The organism is Alkaliphilus peptidifermentans DSM 18978 (assembly GCF_900101495.1).
Classification (GTDB): Bacteria; Bacillota; Clostridia; order Peptostreptococcales; family Natronincolaceae; genus Alkaliphilus_C; species Alkaliphilus_C peptidifermentans.
In genome coordinates, this window is sequence record NZ_FMUS01000005.1 from 1 (window position 1) to 19,715 (window position 19,715).

Annotated in this window: 16 protein-coding genes; 2 read left to right on the forward strand and 14 right to left on the reverse strand. The window is 33.6% G+C overall.

Annotation, left to right across the window (positions count from 1 at the left end; genetic code table 11):
* Positions 1-320: 320 nt before the first annotated feature.
* From BLP68_RS04920 to BLP68_RS04950, 7 genes are all read right to left on the reverse strand, one after another.
* Positions 321-2,261 (reverse strand): DUF5050 domain-containing protein, encoded by a 1,941-nt coding sequence (locus BLP68_RS04920; RefSeq protein WP_091540754.1) that lies wholly within the window; start codon positions 2,259-2,261, stop codon positions 321-323.
* Positions 2,262-2,464: 203 nt separating this feature from the next.
* Positions 2,465-3,301: a sugar phosphate isomerase/epimerase family protein gene (locus BLP68_RS04925; RefSeq protein ID WP_091540756.1), complete on the reverse strand. Its 837-nt coding sequence runs from the start codon at positions 3,299-3,301 to the stop codon at positions 2,465-2,467.
* Between the two features lie 130 nt (positions 3,302-3,431).
* Positions 3,432-4,091, reverse strand: a complete 660-nt coding sequence (locus BLP68_RS04930; protein WP_091540759.1) for a YidC/Oxa1 family membrane protein insertase — start codon at positions 4,089-4,091, stop codon at positions 3,432-3,434.
* A 36-nt stretch (positions 4,092-4,127) separates the two neighbouring features.
* A complete protein-coding gene (locus BLP68_RS04935) occupies positions 4,128-4,982 on the reverse strand; it encodes an SDR family oxidoreductase (protein ID WP_091540761.1) in 855 nt (284 codons plus the stop codon).
* Complete coding sequence (locus BLP68_RS04940; RefSeq protein ID WP_091540764.1) at positions 4,979-5,407, reverse strand: MarR family winged helix-turn-helix transcriptional regulator; 429 nt, start codon at positions 5,405-5,407, stop codon at positions 4,979-4,981. The genes BLP68_RS04935 and BLP68_RS04940 overlap by 4 nt, the downstream gene beginning before the upstream one ends.
* Positions 5,408-5,652: 245 nt before the next feature.
* The gene (locus tag BLP68_RS04945) at positions 5,653-6,687 is read right to left on the reverse strand and encodes a DUF362 domain-containing protein (RefSeq protein WP_091540766.1); all 1,035 of its coding nucleotides are present in this window, start codon (positions 6,685-6,687) and stop codon (positions 5,653-5,655) included.
* 207 nt (positions 6,688-6,894) lie between these two features.
* Positions 6,895-8,091 carry a flavodoxin family protein gene (locus BLP68_RS04950; RefSeq protein WP_091540769.1) on the reverse strand — a complete coding sequence of 399 codons (1,197 nt, stop codon included), beginning with the start codon at positions 8,089-8,091 and terminating at the stop codon, positions 6,895-6,897.
* A 359-nt stretch (positions 8,092-8,450) separates the two neighbouring features.
* Here BLP68_RS04950 and BLP68_RS04955 point away from each other — a divergent pair, with 359 nt between their 5' ends.
* Entirely contained in the window at positions 8,451-9,884 is a 1,434-nt protein-coding gene (locus tag BLP68_RS04955; RefSeq protein WP_091540771.1) for a sigma-54 interaction domain-containing protein, read from the forward strand.
* A 334-nt stretch (positions 9,885-10,218) separates the two neighbouring features.
* Positions 10,219-11,283, forward strand: coding sequence for a M24 family metallopeptidase (locus BLP68_RS04960; protein ID WP_091540774.1), 1,065 nt, complete (start codon positions 10,219-10,221; stop codon positions 11,281-11,283).
* Positions 11,284-11,411: 128 nt separating this feature from the next.
* Here BLP68_RS04960 and BLP68_RS04965 read toward each other — a convergent pair whose 3' ends face one another.
* The 7 genes from BLP68_RS04965 to BLP68_RS04995 form a co-directional block, all read right to left on the reverse strand.
* A complete protein-coding gene (locus BLP68_RS04965; protein WP_091540776.1) occupies positions 11,412-12,827 on the reverse strand; it encodes a sigma-54 interaction domain-containing protein in 1,416 nt (471 codons plus the stop codon).
* A 105-nt stretch (positions 12,828-12,932) separates the two neighbouring features.
* On the reverse strand, positions 12,933-15,026 hold the full coding sequence (locus BLP68_RS04970; RefSeq protein ID WP_091540778.1) for a methyl-accepting chemotaxis protein: 2,094 nt from the start codon (positions 15,024-15,026) through the stop codon (positions 12,933-12,935).
* A 101-nt stretch (positions 15,027-15,127) separates the two neighbouring features.
* Positions 15,128-15,676, reverse strand: a complete 549-nt coding sequence (locus BLP68_RS22235) for a DUF885 family protein (protein WP_330389075.1) — start codon at positions 15,674-15,676, stop codon at positions 15,128-15,130.
* A 37-nt stretch (positions 15,677-15,713) separates the two neighbouring features.
* Positions 15,714-16,787 (reverse strand): DUF885 domain-containing protein, encoded by a 1,074-nt coding sequence (locus tag BLP68_RS22240; RefSeq protein WP_091540784.1) that lies wholly within the window; start codon positions 16,785-16,787, stop codon positions 15,714-15,716.
* 24 nt (positions 16,788-16,811) lie between these two features.
* Positions 16,812-17,765, reverse strand: coding sequence for an ABC transporter ATP-binding protein (locus BLP68_RS04985; protein ID WP_091540786.1), 954 nt, complete (start codon positions 17,763-17,765; stop codon positions 16,812-16,814).
* Positions 17,766-17,815: 50 nt separating this feature from the next.
* Positions 17,816-18,781 (reverse strand): ABC transporter ATP-binding protein, encoded by a 966-nt coding sequence (locus BLP68_RS04990; RefSeq protein ID WP_091540789.1) that lies wholly within the window; start codon positions 18,779-18,781, stop codon positions 17,816-17,818.
* 16 nt (positions 18,782-18,797) lie between these two features.
* On the reverse strand, positions 18,798-19,709 hold the full coding sequence (locus tag BLP68_RS04995) for an ABC transporter permease (protein WP_091540791.1): 912 nt from the start codon (positions 19,707-19,709) through the stop codon (positions 18,798-18,800).
* Between the last annotated feature and the right edge of the window lie 6 nt (positions 19,710-19,715).

A 19,715-nucleotide genomic window follows, 5' to 3' on the forward strand; every position in this document is an offset into this window, starting at 1 on the left:
AGTAATCCATTGATAAAGCTAAAATCTACTGCTGAATCTATTCTTTTTAGTATATGATTTTCTGGTATTTTATTATATAATGATGAGTGAAAAGATATTTGCTTTGGCTTATGTTGAAGCATGAAAAAACCCCCTTTTGGTTTTGTTTGGTCGTACTTACATTATACCATAAACGGGGGTTTTTTTGTCTAAAATCAAGTATTTTCAATGACCTTAAAAATATTTTGCACTTAATATATAAACATATGTGTAAGTTAAACTGGATGTTTACAGGGGACTTTTTCACTGGTCCCAAAACGTCCCCTTGACTTTGGCTTGTATTATACATTTATACTATTGTACCTATCGCCCTTTAAATAAATTACTTTATTACCGGCAACATGTATGTCTGAATTATTATCAACTGAATCCACAATTTTTTCGTTTTTACTTCCATCAATACTTAATCTATAAAGACCGTCATCTTCCTTTATATAATAAATCCATTTACCAGTGACATTCATCCGATAAGAGGTACCCCTAATTTTAAATATATGTACTCTTTTATTACCCTCTAAATCACACTTATAGAAATCACAGAAATTTTCCATATAATAGATTGAACCATCAACTATATTCACGTTATAAATGGAACCTTCCAAAATGGTACTTAGATTTGTTCCATCCTTCATCATTCTACGTAAGCCGCTTTGACGAAAATATATCCAATTATCCCAAACCACAAAATTATAATCGCCTATTTTACCCAGTTGTGTTTTGTTAGTTCCATCCGTTTTAATTTTACAAAGGTATAGATCAGACTGATTGCTAAACAAACCTTTTTTCACACTTTTACAATAGTATATCCAGTCCTCGGCTACATGCATATATATAGCTCTATCGAGGTCTATGGTAGTAAAGGATGATCCATCAGTTTTGACTTTGCCGATTCCACCTAAAATGCTACCATATTTATTAAAATAAACCCAATCACCTACTATATTAAGATTATTTACTTCGCCTTCATAAATCCTTAGAGGTTTTCCATTCCCCACCTGCTCTTTATAGATACCTGCTTGCCCTCCCATTGTAACAGCAGAGTATATATAGTTACCCTTAAATCCATAACGTCCTCCGTTATTAATATTTCCAGATGTATTTCCATACTCAATCCTGTTTTTACTTGTATTATCTTTAATTGACAATGTATTTTTATCTTGGAATGAATTATTACTTCTTTTTGAGTCGTAATCAACTTTCATTTTAGGCTCTACCCTTTGTTTTTCTGGTTTCTTTACTGTTTTAGTAGTAAATCCATTCATAACATCATATTTAAATTCCATAGACCAGTTAAGTTCTTCAAATAATTCATCTATACTAAAACCTGAAATATTTCCTAATCTAACATGGATAATTAGTGCTCCCAGGTAAATATCTTCTAATTCATAATCCCCTTTATAATCTTTTAGTGTTTCAAGGGTCATTTCATACAAGGATGAATGGATGCTTGATATCTCATTTATCACTGACAATGTTGATGCTTGCATTGGAAAGTGTTTTCTTAAACATTCATCAAAGGAAATGCTATTATTATTCTTTTTATCATGTGTTCCCATTTGGCTATTGTTTTTTCTTTGGTTTCCAATTGCTTTTTCTTTATTCTTATCGGCTATAAACTTTCTCTTAGCTAAAACATACATATCTCCCATCATAGCCGTCATAGTTTTTTTATCGTTTGATTGAAATTTTCCGTAAACGTCACTTAAAAATATATTCATAATAGGCCTGGCAGATTCATCATCTCCAGCCTCTGCGGCAAATGTTCCAGTGAAAATAGCTAGAATCATTCCTGAAAGCACTATTCTTTCAAACGTATCACATTGTTCTGTTAAGGAGTCAAGTATCTTATTAAGTGTATCTTTACTCCGACCAGAATCTTCGTATTTAATCATATAGTCAAAGCTTAATTCAAAAATATTAGTAGACATTTTTTTTAATTTTACTCTGTCAGTAGTATTACAATGTTTATGAATCAACTCTTCAATATCATCAATATATCTATTCTTAAAGTCGTTAATATGATTATTTTCATTAATACTACTGGTTTGAGATTCCTGTTCGATTAATTTCAAGCTGCCTTTATTAACTAGATTATTAATAACAGTTAAGCATACAAATTCATTTTCATATTCTAGATCGTAATCTATTAGGAACTTATTTATAGTAGTTTTTTTCCCTGCAAAAAATACCATTTGATTTCTGTCAAGTTTATTAAGTTTCACGCTAATGCCCCCTCAATTGTCAATTTTAATTGTCAGATAATTACCAGTTAGTGCTTTAAAGCTTTGGTTTACAAATTAACAATTTAATTGCAACTATTTTTTCATATACTGTAAATTTCAACTATTATACGGCAACGCTTGATAGGTTGTTTTCCTGTGTTTTTTAAACAAATATTATTATGTCAAGCAAAAATATACTTTAGCTAAAAATCAAGTTGTTTCATGTTTCTAATGGCACTTAAAGTCAGCTCAGGAGAAACCCCTTCAAGCATTACATCTATAGCTTGCTGAGATTTTTTTATCATTTGATGTAAATAGCCATAATCAAGCTCCCCTTGACCTGCGGTAAGCATTTGCTTCTCATGGCCTAAATATGCAAAATCCTTCACATGAACCATACTGATTCGATTATCAAAAGCCTCAAAAAAAGTTTCGAAAAACCGCCTTTGATCGACTTTCAGTTCTTGTGTCATCAAGTTTACTGGATCAAAAATAACCTTCACCCTTTTGGACCCAATGTCATGAATTAATTTAGTCATTGTCTTAATATCATATATAATGTGATGGACAGCTGGCTCTATTGCAAAATCTACTTGACGTTCCTCGGCATATGCAATTAAAGGCTCTAATTGCTTGATGAAATGATTGTAACCAACTTGTGAGTGATCCTCCTTATGGGGCTTTCCATTTGCATTTAGCGTAAAGGATTCTGTTCCTACGCACTTTATGTTATTTAACGCTGCAATATTTATATAACCCTTACTAATATCTAGGAAATGCCTTTGTTGCTCAGAATCTGGATGTGCATGGTTAAGATAGCAACCAAGCATTAAAATTTCTTTCTGACATTCTTTAAATAATTGACAAACAAATGATGAGAAATCACCCTCCATAAACATTTCATGCCTTTTAATCGTATCAAACACCTTAACAGGTGCCAACTGTACACCGTCTAGCTTTAGTTCATCCAATTTATTCAATATTTGTTCTGGGGTCAATATCCCTAAATCATGTGCTCTAATACCATATTTTCGTATCATCTTTTTCTCCTATTCCGATTTTTTTGTATCTATATTAACTATAATTTATAATTGGGTTACAAATCAATGAAATGTTATCTGGTTTTTCATAGTTTATATAAATTTTTCAGCTGTGTCATAGCCTAAAAAATTAACATACATCTGCTTGTGCCTTCAGACTATATCTAGACAATATTAACTGCTGAATAATTTGAAAAACATTACTTGATACCCAGTACAACGTTAATCCAGCTGAAAAGCTGCGTCCCCACCAGAAGATCATAATGGGTAATAGGTAATTTAGAGCCCTTTGACTTTGGCCAGTACTATTAGATGATGCTGTGATACTTGTTAGGTAAGTTGTGAATCCTGCCAACAGAGGTAATATCAAAGGGTCTGGATCCGTTAAGTTGCTAAGCCATAAAAAATTGGTGCTCATACTGCGATAAATTTCTTCAGAAGCAAAAACGTACACCTCAGGACTTCGCAACACCGTAAATAAACCGATAATTATTGGAAACTGAATTAGTAGAGGTAAACACCCTCCATAAGGGCTAACATTTTGTTCTTTATATAGCTCTAGGGTTTTAACGTTCAACTTCTCTTGATCGTTCTTATACTTTTCCTGTAGCTCTTTGAGTTTCGGCTGCATAGCCTGTATATCATTCATTGATTTCGTTTGTTTTAGAGTTAACGGTACCATAAAAAGCTTCACTAATACAGTAAACAATATAATGGATAAACCATAATTTCCTCCTATCCCATAAATTAATCTTAGTAATATACCTAATGGTTGTGCTAATATATTCAAATACTCAACCTCCCTTGTGTTTTATTGCAGCTTTTTCTACACAAAATAATTAATATTTTCCCTTGCAAACTCACGGAAGGTTCGAGGTTTTTTTCCTGTAAGCTGATAGAATTCATTAGTCACTGTCTTAGCTGTACCCATTCTTGTCATGAAGTACAGGGCTACTGTTACATTTACATAATTTTTATCCAATCCCCTTTTCTTAATGTAGTAACTTCTATACTTTAAGAAGCTGGGTTTTTTATATGTTATTTTTTTCCCAGTAACCTCGCTTAAAATTTCTGCTATTTGATGGTAATCCAAAGACTCTGGCCCAGTTATAGTATGGGCAGTATTTTTATATTTTTCTGATTCATTTAATAGCGTTGCTACTGAAAGTCCTATATCTAATGCATCAATAAAGCTTGTTTTACTCTTTCCAGCTGGAATAAATATTTCATTTTTTTCTTTAATTTCTTCTGAATGTATCCCTGATAAATTCTGCATAAAAAACCCTGGCCTAATATGAGCGTATGGAATTCCTGATTTTTCAATATATTTCTCTATCTTGTGATGAGGAGGTATGGTATTTTTTTCAACACCCATTAAAGATAAAAATGAAACCAGTTTTATACTATGAAACTTCATAGAGTCAATAAAGGGATACATATCCTCAGGCTTGCCAAGATGTGGCGGCCTCATTAGAAACACACGGTCTACTCCCTTTAGTCCATTATCAAATGTTCTTTCGTCTGTAAAATCAAGTTTAACAGCATCAACTTCATCACCAAATATATTTACAATTTTAGTAATGTCGATGTCTCCAGCCACTACTTTCTCTCCTTTTTTTATTAACTCCCTTACTACATACTTACCTACATTACCTAATGCCCCGGTTACTAATATTTTCATTTACCTCTCTCCTCAATCAGTATTGTATTTGCTTTTTGAATAAGCTTAAAAAATGATTTAAAATCATCATCTCCCATTTTATCTTCTAGTATTGCTATGACTTTAAAGTATTCATCATGTGTTGATGCAACTAGTTCTTGTCCCTTCTCAGTAACAGAAACAGTATAGCTTCTTCCGTCGGTAGCAGAAGGTACCTTAACTAAATACTTTTTCTTAATCAGCTCATTAATCATTGCAGTCACCGAAGGTTTGGCTATTTGAAAGAAATTACTTATCATTAAGGGAGTAACAGGTTCATCTTGTTTCTGAATATAAATAAGCACCCCCATCTCACTTGATCTAATTGGCAACCCCTTTTTTACCTGCATTTGCAATCTACAAAACATAGCTATTTCTTCTGCGGCTAGAATTGTATTTTTCTGCATTGTTGTATCATCCTCTCATTTGTTAGTTAGTTTAACTAACTATATTGTATATGTATAACTATTTATTGTCAAACTTTTTTATTCCATCCAACTGAATTCTCTCATCTCACAAAATCCCTCTAGTCTACTAAATACTTCTCCACACTTTAAAAGCACTCCCCTCACTGATTATAGTTAATCAAATAACAAACCCTCTCACCGATTTGTGAGAGGGTTTGTTATTATGGAATTTACTAATTCATTTATCAATTTGCTTCAATATTAATTTCAACTAGCTGATACTTCATTGTACCCAGTCCAATTTTTTCTGCATGATAAAGAGATACCCTTCCTTTTTCAAAAAGCTTTTCTCCGCTATTACTCTGCACTAAGTCTAAACATGCAGTATCTAAAGCTACTGGATCCTTTGAAGCTAGTATACCTATATTGTCTGCAATTGGTTTCATTGGTTTACCCATACAGTCACAATCCTTAGTAATGTTATGTACGAAGGTTATGTATATTATATCTTTGTTCTTTGATGCCCCATAAGCATACTCTGAAAGCTTCTCGAGAAAATTAGAACCTCCCCAAGTGTTTCTAATTGCACCTTTAGGACAAACAGCTATGCAGCCAGCGCATCCAATACATTTGCTATCATCAATAACAGCAGTATCAGTCCTATATATGGCATCAAAATCACATTTCTCTACACAAAGATCACATCCAATACATTTTTCAGCTGTTACATTAGGGGAAATCCCTGAATGCTGTGCTAACTTGCCTCCCCGCGAAGCAAAACCCATACTTAGTTGTTTTAGGGCACCACCGAATCCTGCTTCTATATGTCCTTTAAAATGACTCATAACGATATACTGATTAAAGCTTTCAAAACCTTTGCCTATTTTGCAACTATTAATATATTCTTTGTTTATTTCTATTTCATTGTATTCTGTTCCCATTTCCCCATCAGCAATTATAATGGGGATCTGCGTGAATCCATGGCTTCTTGCTGTTTGAATATGACTAGTTGATGTTGTTCTTGCTCCCCTATACAATACATTGGTTTCAATATAACATGGAGATACTTCATTCTCTTTAAGATAATTTATAATTTCTTCGTAGCATACTGCAGGAATGAAGGTTGTGTTTCCCTTTTCACCGAAATGGACCTTTATAGGCATTTCTTTTTCAAACTGATGTGCAGTTTCTGATATGATTTTTTTCAATAAAGTTAACGCATCTTTTCCTAGTTGGGCATAATCCGCACCAGAATTCCTAATAAAATATACTATATTCATGATATTTCTCCTCTTACATACTAGTTTAATCAGTGGATTTTTCTAGTAATTTGTGTTTATATGAAACATATATTATCAATTAACCACTACCTGATTTTTGTCTATCACCAATACATAATCCACATGTGTTTTGATAGAAGGATGATAATGATATATCTTTAATCAATTTTGGAACTTAACCTGTTAAACCGTTGCATCCTCCTCAGTTTAGCATTGATAAGGGCGATCAAAACGTTTTTCATATGCATTGTTTGCTTTTAGCTGTTGATCCCAAAAAAGGTTTATTAGTCCAATTCTTGTAAGTAACTTAAATAGAATACTCAAACCCTTTCCCAATCTAATTGGCCTGCCCAGTTGACGAATATCTGACGGGCTGAAATTTCCATTACACACCAGGTTCACAATGGCACCTACCATTGGTTCAATAATTTTTTCTTGAGCATTAGTAGGTCTAACCTGCAAACCTTCCACTTGTCCCTTAATGGCTGTACCAACATATGTTCTTCCCAATCTAAGAGCCAATTGTTCAAAATATGCCTCAAGGAAATGAGACTGACTACTTTCAGGAAACCCCGATTGTATAAAAAAGCTTATACTTCCTTCAGAGGCTTGAAGTTTCTCTATAAAGCCCATGACATGGGAAGGCATTGCATGGACATATAGAGGCATGAAGAACATAACATGTTTCTCACTTTTAAAGGTCTCTATCCACTCCTCCCATTTATCTCCTTCCTTCAAATCACGAACCTCAACCCTATTGGAAAGGGCTTCAACAGCTTTTTTTAGAATAAGTGCCGAATTGCTTCCACTTTTTCTAGGCGAACCGTTGTAAATAACTAGTTTTTCCATGGGTTCAACCGACTGAAAGGCTACAGTCTGTCTTTTCGCCTTCCTTGATTCCAATAATCTCAATTGAATCCCACCATCTTTTACAGTTCTGTAGGCTCTAGACTTAAAATGGAAGGCAGTACGATACAAATAATCCTCAATAATCTGTTCTTCTCTATTTTTTAAGTCTACAGCATCATAGTAAAATACCATATCAGGATAGCACTTGTATCTAGCAACATGATGACATTCGCCATCTACAATTTCTATATATGGATGGTAGTGGGGAATAGTTCTGTCAAAAAAAGCTTTAGCTTGATGGTTTATGAATCCTTGGGCTGTATCCATAAGTAAAATTACTGTATCACTGTTTACATAGTCGTGATAGGACTCAGCCATTTGATCCTTCATTACACATCTACCAGGGTTCTTGAGCCAACAATTCCAACAGCCAATGCATGCAGCTATGGATTGATCTCCTAATTTAATAACCTTCAACGGTTCATCATAAAGATTTCTAATGGTCTCAATCATTTCGTCATCTTGCTTTACTCTTAAATCAATCAAAGTTTTCATATATTGTGCTCCTTCAATACCTTTTTTATATTTTAAAGGCGTCAATATTATAACCCATTCATATATACTTCATATATTTTACTATTCTATGCCTTTTTTATATTTACCTCCTAGTTATTATTGTTTTTGCAATCTTATTTTTTATCAAGCAGGCCCATCATTAAAAATCCAGTAGTCTTCATTGTGACAAATCCATCATTGTACTATTCATTAGAAAAACAAAGAGGACAAACTGTCTTAACGTTTATGGTTTTTAATCGACAAGTATAAAAACTACTTAATCCCAAGCTCTTCCATTTTTATGATTTATCGTGTATAATTACTAATATTATAGTATTAATTAGTCTGGAGAATGTGGAATGGATTATAAATTATTACTTAAAACCATTTTGAAATATAAAAAACAAAGCATAATTGTTGTTGATTCAGATGGCACTATTGTATATTTAAATGACATCAAAGGTGAAATATTTGAAACAGATCCAAAGTATGCAATAGGCAAAAATATACTGGATATCTTTGGAGGTATAGATAAAGAAGAAAGCACTTTATACAGAGTTTTGACAAGTAAAACGCCAATTATTAATAATATCCAGACTTTTTATACCTACAAAGGCAATAGAGTGAAATCTATAACGACAACTTTGCCGCTGCTGATAAACGACAATATTGTAGGTGCTGTTGAAATATTGGAAAATATTAATGACTATAAAAAACTTTCTAAAACCATAATCCTCTCTGATCACATATCTGAGCCTGAGCATAATAACACGGTGTACAAATCCAACGGAACTCAATATACATTAACTGATATTATAGGTGTAAGCAAAAACATAGAAGAACTAAAAAAGAAAATACATAAAATTGCTGACAGTTCTTCTTCAGTACTGATTTATGGTGAGACAGGAACAGGAAAAGAACTCATTGCTCAATCTATTCATAATGCAAGCTTTAAGAGAAGAAAAAGCCCTTTTATAGCTCAAAATTGTGCTGCCATACCCGATACATTGCTGGAAAGCATTCTCTTCGGAACAAATATAGGCAGTTTTACTGGAGCAAAGGAGAAATTGGGATTATTTGAACTGGCAGACGGAGGAACATTATTTCTTGATGAAATAAACTCCATGAATATGGATTTGCAATCTAAGTTATTAAGGGTTCTTCAAGACGGCATAATCAGAAGAGTGGGAAGTGATAAAACAGTTACTGTTGATGTTAGAATAATTGCATCAACAAATGTTTCACCTATAGAAGCTGTTGAGCAAGGCAATTTAAGAAGAGATTTGTATTACAGGCTTAATGTTATAGCTCTTACTATAGACCCATTAAGAACAAGAAAAAAAGATATAGATATATTAACTCAATATTTTATAGATTATTATAACAAGCTTTTATCAAGAGAGATCAAGGGATTATCCATGCAATGCAAGAGCTTGTTGAATGAATATAATTGGCCGGGAAATGTTAGGGAACTAAAATACACTATTGAAAATATTGTAAATTTAATTGATCATAACGAAATCACAGAGGATGATTTACCTAAGCATATACGTACCTTTGCAGATAAGCCTCTTCTCAATACAAGTATAAAACCTGAAACTAAAGAAGATGATGATGAAATTAAACCGTTGAATGAGGTCTTAGAGAATATTGAAAGAGATATGATCGTAAAAGCACTTTTAAAATCTAAGGGAAACAAGTCAAAAGCTGCGGAATTTTTAAAAATTCCAAGACAAACATTAAACAATAAAATATCAAAGTATAAAATAAAAGAGAATTATGAGGCAAAATAATTAGTGACTCAAAAATAACAAACTGCCCAAAAGATTACATCTTCATGTCGTGATTTTCGTCTATACATATAATTTTAATTTGAATATCATCAATGTTTTTAATATTTTTGTTCTATAAACACAAGTATTAAAAACCCCATTAATTTCATTGTTGTGGCATATAAATTGCATTACTATATCAATGAAACCTTATTGCAGAAAATCCAACTGAAAGTACACCTTAAGAAAGCTTTGAAAATGGACTCCCCTTAGCTTATCATTGTTATAAAAATTAAGAATTGTAATAAAAATAGTATTAGCTGATATTTATTAGATATTTGATGGAGGTTTAGTAATGTTTAATAAAATAATGTTATTAATGCAAAATGAATTTATTGACGGTCTTTTAATCAGCAATCCATATAATGTTCAATACATAAGTGGCTATAGAGAGCAGCACGCTTATGCTCTTATTACTGAAAAGGGAAGATATTTACTCACCGATGGTAGATACAAAGAGCTTGCCTCTAAAACAACAAGGGGTTTCCAAATTATTGACTGGCAAAAAAAAGAATATAAACTAAAAGAAGCCATCAATGAACTTATCAAAGAGGAGAATATTAAAAGACTTGGTTTCGAGGCTGAGTATATTACCTATAAGCAATTTACAGATTTATATGATATGATACAAGCTGAAATTACACCAGTTGTAGGTATGATTGAAAAACTTAGGGAAATTAAGTCACCTGAAGAAATTTACAACTTAAAGATTGCATGTCAAATTAATGACATGGTATTTTTGAAGTTATTGGATGAAATCAAAGTTGGCATTACAGAAAAAGAGCTTTCAGCATTATGCGAATATTATATTAAAAAGGAAGGCGGAGATGCTCAGGTTAGCGAAAGTGTTTTTTTAGCCGGAAAAAGATCCTCGTTAATTTTGGGTTCTCCGACTGACGCTAGACTTGAAAAAGGCGACTTTTTACTCATGAATTATGGAGCAAGATACAAAGGATACATGTCAGATTTCTCGAGGACAGTTGTTATTGGGAAACCAGATTCAGAACAAAAGAGAATCTATGAGGTGGTTCAAAATGCCCAGAATGCAGCTATTAATTCAATAAAAGCAGGCGTTTTAGCGAAAGAGCCTTTCTTTAAATCCGCCAAGGTGTTTGAAGAAGCAGATTTGATAAGATATCATTATGAAGGAATGGGTCACGGCATCGGACTGTTTCTTCATGAAGAGCCTTTTCTCGATAAGAATTCAAAAAACATTTTGGAAAAAAATGCGGTTTTGACAGTAGAACCGGGCATTTATATTCCAGAATGGGGTGGCGTTAGATTGGAAGATATTATAGTCGTTACAGAAACAGGTAGCGAATTGCTATCCAAAACCACCAGGGAATTAATAGAAATTTAAATAAAAAACTAAAGGAAGTTGACCACAATGATAGTAACCAGAGCAGCATAAAGTTTTGTTCTGGTTGAACTGTCATAGACAGGTTTATATATACGAATACAATGAGATGTCAAATCCATAGTTCTCAATCATTCTCTTAATTTGAGATCTTTTGATATTTCGATATTAAGATTATTTATTTTATAATGTAATGTCTGTCTCGGTATACCCAGCAATTTTGCCGTATCGGTAATTGAATAGGACTTCTCTGCCAATGCTTTCTGTATCACTTGCTTTTCAAAAGCACTGACCATCTCTTTTAACGGCTTGTCCATTTCTGGCTTGCAGTCATCTAAGAAATTATCTGCATAACTCTTAAACACGACAGTATTTACCATTGCCGGCAAATCTTCACTCCCGATTATAGTACCCTCTGCCATCAGCATGCCATGCTCTATTGCATGTTCCAACTCTCTCACATTACCAGGCCAGTCATGATTTAATAGTGCCTCCAGTGCTTTTTCACTGATACCTTTAATATTTTTTTGAAATTTTCGATTGAATTTTTTGATGAAATAGTCAGTTAAAACTATTATATCTTCTCCCCTGTCCCTTAATGGCTCGATTTCTATGTTCAATACATTAAGCCTATAAAACAAGTCTTCTCTTAATTTTCCAGTTTTTACCGCCTCTAATGGCCTTACATTCATTGCGGCTATAACCCTGACATCCACCCGTCTGGTATATTTGTCTCCTATACGCCTGATATGGCCGTCCTGAATGACTCTCAAAAGTTTGGCCTGAAGGAAAGTATCCATTGAATTGATTTCATCAAGAAATAATGTCCCTTTGTCAGCCAGTTCAAAAATACCAGGAGAATCTTTAGAATCGGTGAAACTGCCGACAGATGTGCCAAAAAGTATGCTCTCAAGCAGTGTCACAGGTATAGCAGCACAGTTTTGAGCAACAAAGGGCGCTTTACTTCTTTCACTCAGATTGTGAATGCTCTGAACAACCATTTCTTTTCCTGTTCCGGTTTCACCCGAAACAATGACCGGCGAGCTACTTGCGGCTATTTTTTTGATCTTGTCTTTTAGTCGGGTGATTGATTGACTTTCACCTATAATAGCATCTAAATCATGAGGTGTTTCCTCTTTAATAATTTTTTTACCTTTGCTATTTCTGATTTTATCTATTTTATCGTTGAACTCCCCGTACTTGTTGAGATCTTTAGATATTTCAATGGCACCAATGATGTCACCATTTTCAAAAACAGGGTAAGTGGTGGAGATAATCGTTACTTTTTTAAGATTATAATTGTAGTAGCTTTGAATGTGTCCAATAATAGGTTCTTTCATTTCCATGACCCGTAACAGGGTGCTGCTCTCTTTAGTCAACTTAGGGAAAATTTCCAGAATATTCTTACCGATAGCATTTTCAAAATTCACACCGGCCTGATTATCAGCAGATTCATTGTAAAAAACGACTTCTCCCCCTTTGTTGACAACAAATATACCATCATCAATATTATCCGTTATTATTTTTAATATCTTTTTGTAATCCATAACCTTACCTCGTGTTATTTTATTTACCAATAATTATAACACAAAAAGATCATCAATTGAAATTTTGTTCTACCCTGTTAATGCTTTTATCCCCAATTGCTTTTATCAAATTTTAAATCTGTTTACCTCTTTTTCTAAAGCATTTGATTCTTTGCTTAGATTCTCACTAACAAGTTTCACTTCTCTTACTACTTTCAACTGCTCATCTGTTACCCCATTTACCTGTTGAGCAGCTGCTGATGTTTCTTCTGTTATAGAGGATAGATTTCCCATAACTTCTGATAAAGAGGTCTTTGATTCTGAGATTTTTACTGTGCTCCTATTTATCTCTCCCATTACCTCCAACAGCTTTACGCTATTATTTTTAATAATGTTAAAATAACTAACGGTGTTTGTCACGTACTCACTCTGGTTCTCGGTAGAAGACTTAACGTCGGATATTTCACTTGCCATCTGATTAGAATCTTTTATAAGGTCTGTGACAGTATTACTTATACTCTGAGCTAATTCATTACTTTTCTCAGCCAACATTCTAACTTCATCTGCCACTACTGCGAAGCCCCTTCCAGATTCCCCTGCTCTAGCCGCCTCTATAGCGGCATTAAGTGCTAAAAGGTTGGTTTGTTCAGCAATGCCCTTTATATTGTCACTGGCTTTAGTTATATCATTTATCTTAAGATTATTGTTATGAACAATTTTTACTACTTCTAACACTTTATTAATATTGTTAGCATTAACTAATTCCAGTCCCTCAGTAGTCTCCTGAGATAAATATATAACACTGTCCAACTCTTTTATCGAATCCAATGCAGCTGATATTTCATTTGATATAATGTCTATACCCTCGTTTAGCTCCATTACCAGGTTAAGACTTCTTTCTGTATCGGATGCCTGCTCTTCACTGGCTTTTGATATTTCAGAAACACCTTGAGCAGCTTCATTAAGACCTTTTTCCGATAATTTAGTTTTCATCTCTAATTCAGATGCCATCAAATTAAGCTTGGTTCCCGACTCTTTCGTTCTCTGTAGGGCTTCTCTAAAGCTATTTATTAGGGTCTCTAGAGAAGAACTTAATGTACCTAACTCATCTTTTCTGTTGTTGAATTTATTGTCTATTAATGTAAAATCTAGATCTCTACCAACAACTTCCATCTGACTTGAAAGGTGGGTTATAGGTTTGGTTATACTTCCTATCAACAGCGACATAGCACCTAATAATGTTATAAGGGCTGTACTTCCTATTATACCTAATTTCCACAACCTATTTTTATATTGGTATAGGTCGCTGTAGGGTACATCTGCTGTTATATACCATTCAATTTCTTTACCTAATCTTCTATCCAATACAAGAGGTACACTTTTAGTATAATTATCAGAGTGATGCTCTTCATCATAGGTTAAAACAAATTTACCATTTTCAAATATCTTCATTTTTGACAAAAATTCGTTTATATACTCTGTTTCAATGTTAACACCAACAGCTCCTTCGTTAACCCCGAAAAGGTTAATAGGATAGGCTATAGAAATTATTTCCACATCTTTACCATCTACATCCCATACTACTGGGTCGTGTATATGAATATTACCCGATTTGTATGTGTCATAATAAAAGAATCCATCTTCTTCATTATCCATCAAGCCTTGTGCATTAAGAACTGTTCTTTTTATGTTTCCGTTTTCTCTGTAGTAGTAAGGGTTATATTTTCCACCATCTGCGTAGGCTGAGTTGCTGTCAACGAATCTACTGTCCTCAAATCTGAACCATATACCGTGTATATAGCGGTTATGTATTATGTTATTATTTAAAATCCTATTATACGTATGAACTTGAAATCCGCTAGTTTCTATCATTGATTTCGCTATTCCTTCCAGGTTGGCAAGATTTTCGATGTTCGAGTTCAAAAAATCCGTTACGGCATTGGAAGCAACTACTAATTCACTTTCTATATATTTATCGTTACCTGCCTGCTCTACAGAAGCAATATCAAAGATTACAGAAGTCATAAGTACAACTAATATAATGCTGCACAATAAACCTCCCGCCATCAAACTCTTCTTTTTCAAGTTTGACTTATTGGTTTTAATTACCTTCTTGGTATTCTTCTGGATTTTTTTTGAGTATTTCCCTTTTAACCTCCGTGCCCCACTACTAAACATTTCCTTAACATGTAAAAAGCTTAACTTTTTATGAATTTTCAATTTTTGTCACCTCCTAATTAGAATGTACCAAGATTTGGGAGTGTAATGCATCACTCCCAAGTCTCATTAGTATTAGAATTAATTTACATACTCAAATTATTTTATTGAAATTGTAATAAGCTTGGGAAATCATTCAGATAGCTATGCTTATCATCTTCGCTTAATTTTAAAAATTTCTCAAAATTCTCTAAGCTAATTCTTCCTGCAGCAAATAATAGCTCTGTAAACTCTTTTTCATTAAAACCATATTTTTTTTCCCAATCACAAAGTTTCTTCAATCCATAATAGTATGTTGTAAAATAACCTTGTTGTCCTTCCTGTGCCTTTACTTGACCTCTTGCAGTTCCTCTATCAAATCCAAGTTCTTCAACATAAAGCTGAACTACATCTTTAATAGGTTTTCCGTAATATCTAAGCATTAAATCAGCCTTTATTCTCACTGAAGTATGATGTCTTCTGTATGCAACAAATAGAGGATAAAATTGATCTTCTATAAATACAAATTCAAACAATCTTTCTGACCTATGGGCAGTTCCTTCTGTTATAGGCGCTGATTTAGCTCCTATTTTTACCGTTTCAGGTACTGGGTCAAGGGTTGTTCTTACAAATTGAACATGATGTCCCGGATATGCTTCATGGACTGTATTCATTTTTATCCAACCATCTGTTACTGCTTTGAAATTATAGTTATTTAAAAACATATGTCCCTGTAGTGGTCTTCGTATGGGACATCCGCCCCCGTAACCCCCCCCATGGATATGACAATTTCAATTGTTCAGGTACCTTTTTTACCAGGCATATCTCATCTTCTGGTAATAAAACATATCCTTCACAAGCCCCTCTTGCCCTTAGAATATATCCATTGGCTCTTTCGTACATTTCTTCTGGTGTATCACATGGTCCTGCATATTTAAGTAGTATTTCATTTACCTCACTCATAGTTTTAGGTATAGGATCTGATATGTTAAGCTTATTAGCTATCTCAAATACTTCATTTCTTGTTTTTTCTATTTCATCTTCATGCCAAAAAAGAATTTCATTAAGATTTACACCTATTATATCTTCTAGAAGAGTTCTGTAATATTCTTCTTCAAATTTGATGATATCATCGTCTGAGGCTTCCTTGACTTCACTGATCCCTCTTTCTTCTATGATTCTTTTAATCTCTTCAATCCAGGCTCTCATTTTCGAAGAAAGTACTTGGATTGCATCAACCAATTCTATATATTGTTTTTCATTTAATTGACTGAAATTCTGCGGAAGCCTTGGAATTTCAACTGTCATTGTATCAATAAAGATTTGACAATTATCAATTAATTCCTTCAGATACATAAGGGATACATCTGAAATCCATGTTCTGATTCCCTCCCAAATTAAATCTGCTTGTGAAAATCTATTAATCAAAATTTCTACTTTTTGTGGATCAGGTCTTGAATCATTTCTGACTGCATTGGTAAAAGTAGACATAAACACGTTAATAGTTCTGGAAGGTCTTTCATATATGCTCTGTAATTCAACTCTTTGTCCAATAACAAAATCCTTCATATGGCATTGAATTAAATCAAATACATCATCTGGTCTTGCTATGGAATTTACTCTTTCTTCCAATTCATCTAATTCTTCATTTAAAGATTTTATGTTATTTGTATGTGGTATAAATAACTTAGTTTCATAATCTCTTTTGTTCCTTATTTTATCGGAAAATAAAGCACAATCTCTGTCTAACAACCTGTAGCTATAAATTAAATCGATATCTCTCATTTTACTTCTCCCTTCTTAAATCTTTTAATTATATAAAGTACATGCAACCAAGTGATTAGGAGCAAGTTCTTGTAATTCCAGCTCATATTGTGTACACTCGGGCTTAGCAAAAGTACATCTATTTGCAAATCGACAGCCTGGTTTTGGATTAATTGGATTTGATACCTCTCCTTTTATTATTTCTCTCTTAGAGTTTCGCCCTGAAAGATTAGGTACAGGAATAGCATCCAGCAAGGCTTTTGTATAAGGATGGAGAGGATTGCTAAACAATTCATCCGATGACGCTTTTTCAACACATTTTCCCATATACATAACCATTATCTCATTGCTAATATGTTTTACTACGCTTAAATCATGAGTTATAAACATATATGTTAAATCACGGCTTTCTTGTAAATCCATCATGAGATTTAATATTTGCGCTTGTATTGAAACATCCAGTGCAGATACGGGCTCATCACATACTATAAATTTTGGATCCAATACCAATGCTCTTGCGATTCCGATTCTTTGTCTTCTGCCTCCATCCAATTCGTGAGGATAAGTGTTAACGAATCTTTCTGCCAATCCTACGGTTTCCATTAATTCAAATATTTTGTTATCTATTTCAGTTTTATTTGTTATTGTTTTACAAACCTTTATAGGTTCGGCAATTATTTCACTTACTGTCATTCTGGGGTTTAAAGAAGCGTAGGGATCTTGAAATATGATTTGCATTTGCTTTCTCATTTCAATCATTTCTTTTCTGCTATAATTAACTATATTTTTTCCTTCAAATAATATTTTTCCATCAGTTGGCTCCAGAAGCCTAAGAATAGCTCTTCCTAAAGTAGATTTGCCGCAACCTGACTCGCCTACAACTCCCAATGTACTTCCTTTTTGAATTTTAATGTCTATACCGTCTACGGCATGCAAATTTCCTTTTGGCGTATTAAAATATTTTTTTAGACCCATTGTTTCCACTAAAGGATTATCCATCGAATTTCTCCCTTCATTCACAAGTAAATTTTAACTTTATTTTTATTACATTATTTGAATAAATGGCATTTTATTGTATGGCTTCCATTTACGGCATTGGCCGGTTTTTCTATTTTACATTTGTCCATACATTTAGGACATCTGGGATTAAATGCGCATCCCTTTGGCAAATCTGTCGGATCAGGCATCAAGCCTTGTATAGGGCTCAATCTTCTAGTTGATTTAGTTAAGTCTGGTATCGAACCAAATAACCCTTCAGTATATGGATGATGATTTTTATTTTCAAATATATCTTCTACCTTGCCGATTTCAATTACTTCTCCTGCATACATTATTGCAACTCTATCACAAGTTTGAGCTACAACCCCCATGTCGTGAGTAATTAGTATCATTGATGTTTTTAATTTTTCCTTTAATGTTTTCATCATTTCTAAAACTTGGGCCTGTATTGTTACGTCCAATGCTGTTGTAGGTTCATCAGCAAGCAATAATTTAGGTTCACAAGCAAGTGCTATAGCTATTACCACTCTTTGTTTCATTCCGCCTGAAAATTGATGTGGATAATTGTTTTTTCTATCGGAGGGTATTCCTACTAACTGCAATATCTCATCAACTCTTTTACTCAGTTGAGCATTAGAAGAATCCTTTCTATGAAGCTTCAAAACTTCGTATATCTGATCACCTACTGTCAATATTGGATTTAAGCTTGTCATAGGATCTTGAAATATCATTGATACAATATTTCCCCTGATGCTTCTCATATCAGCTTCAGCTGCATTGATTATATCTAAATTATCAAGCTCTATTCTCCCTTTTTTAATTGTACCTATCTTTTCAGGCAATAATTTCATTACACTTAATGCTGCCGTTGTTTTACCGGCTCCTGTTTCTCCAACCAGTCCTAATGTTTCACCTTCTTCTATTTCTAAATCTAAACCATTAACAGCATGCATCGTGGCATCATCTGTTTCATATTCAACATACAAATCTTCTATTCTCAATAATTTATTAGTCATAATTACACCCCTATTTTTAATTCTTTAATCTTGGGTCCAATGAATCCCTTAAACCATCTCCTATTAAATTTAATCCCATTACTGCAAACACTATTGCAATTCCTGGTATAATAACCAAATGGGGATAATATCTCATATATGCCTTTCCCTCTGAAAGCATAGAACCCCACTCTGGAATAGGCGGTTCAATTCCCAAACCGATAAAACTCAATCCTGCTATACTGATTATCGTAGATGCCATATTCAGTGTAGCCTGAACTATTATCGGGCCGATTGCATTAGGTATAATATGTTTTGATATTATTCTTGCATCACTTGTACCACACGCCTTTGCTGCTTCGATAAATTCTTGACCAGATATTGATAATATTGAAGACCTAACTATCCTTGAGAATCTTGGAACCGACGATATACTCATGGCGAGTAAAAGATTGAATATTCCAGCTCCTAAGGCAGCCACTATGGATATAGCCATTAGAGTTTGTGGTATAGCTAAAAGAACATCCATTAATCGCATTATAACATTGTCTATTTTTCCGCCGTAGTATCCTGCCACTGAACCAATCACAACTCCTACAGCCAACGATAGGGTTATAGAAACAACACCTACGAACAACGATATTCTGGCTCCGAATACCACTCTGGCAAATATATCTCTTCCATAATGATCCGTCCCCAAAATATGATCACGGTTAGGAGTCTGAAGTCTAGCCTGCATATTCTGTGAAATTGCATCAGCCTCATAATCAGCAATAAAATTTGCAAATACTGCTATCAAAAACATCAAAGTTAATATTACAAGACCAAACATAGCCAATTTATTTTTTTTGAACCTAAAAAACATAGATTTTAGTTGACTTCTCTTTTTTATCTTTGATTTAACTTCTACTTTACTTTTACTTGTCATCTTATCGCTTATACTTGTCATCCGAAT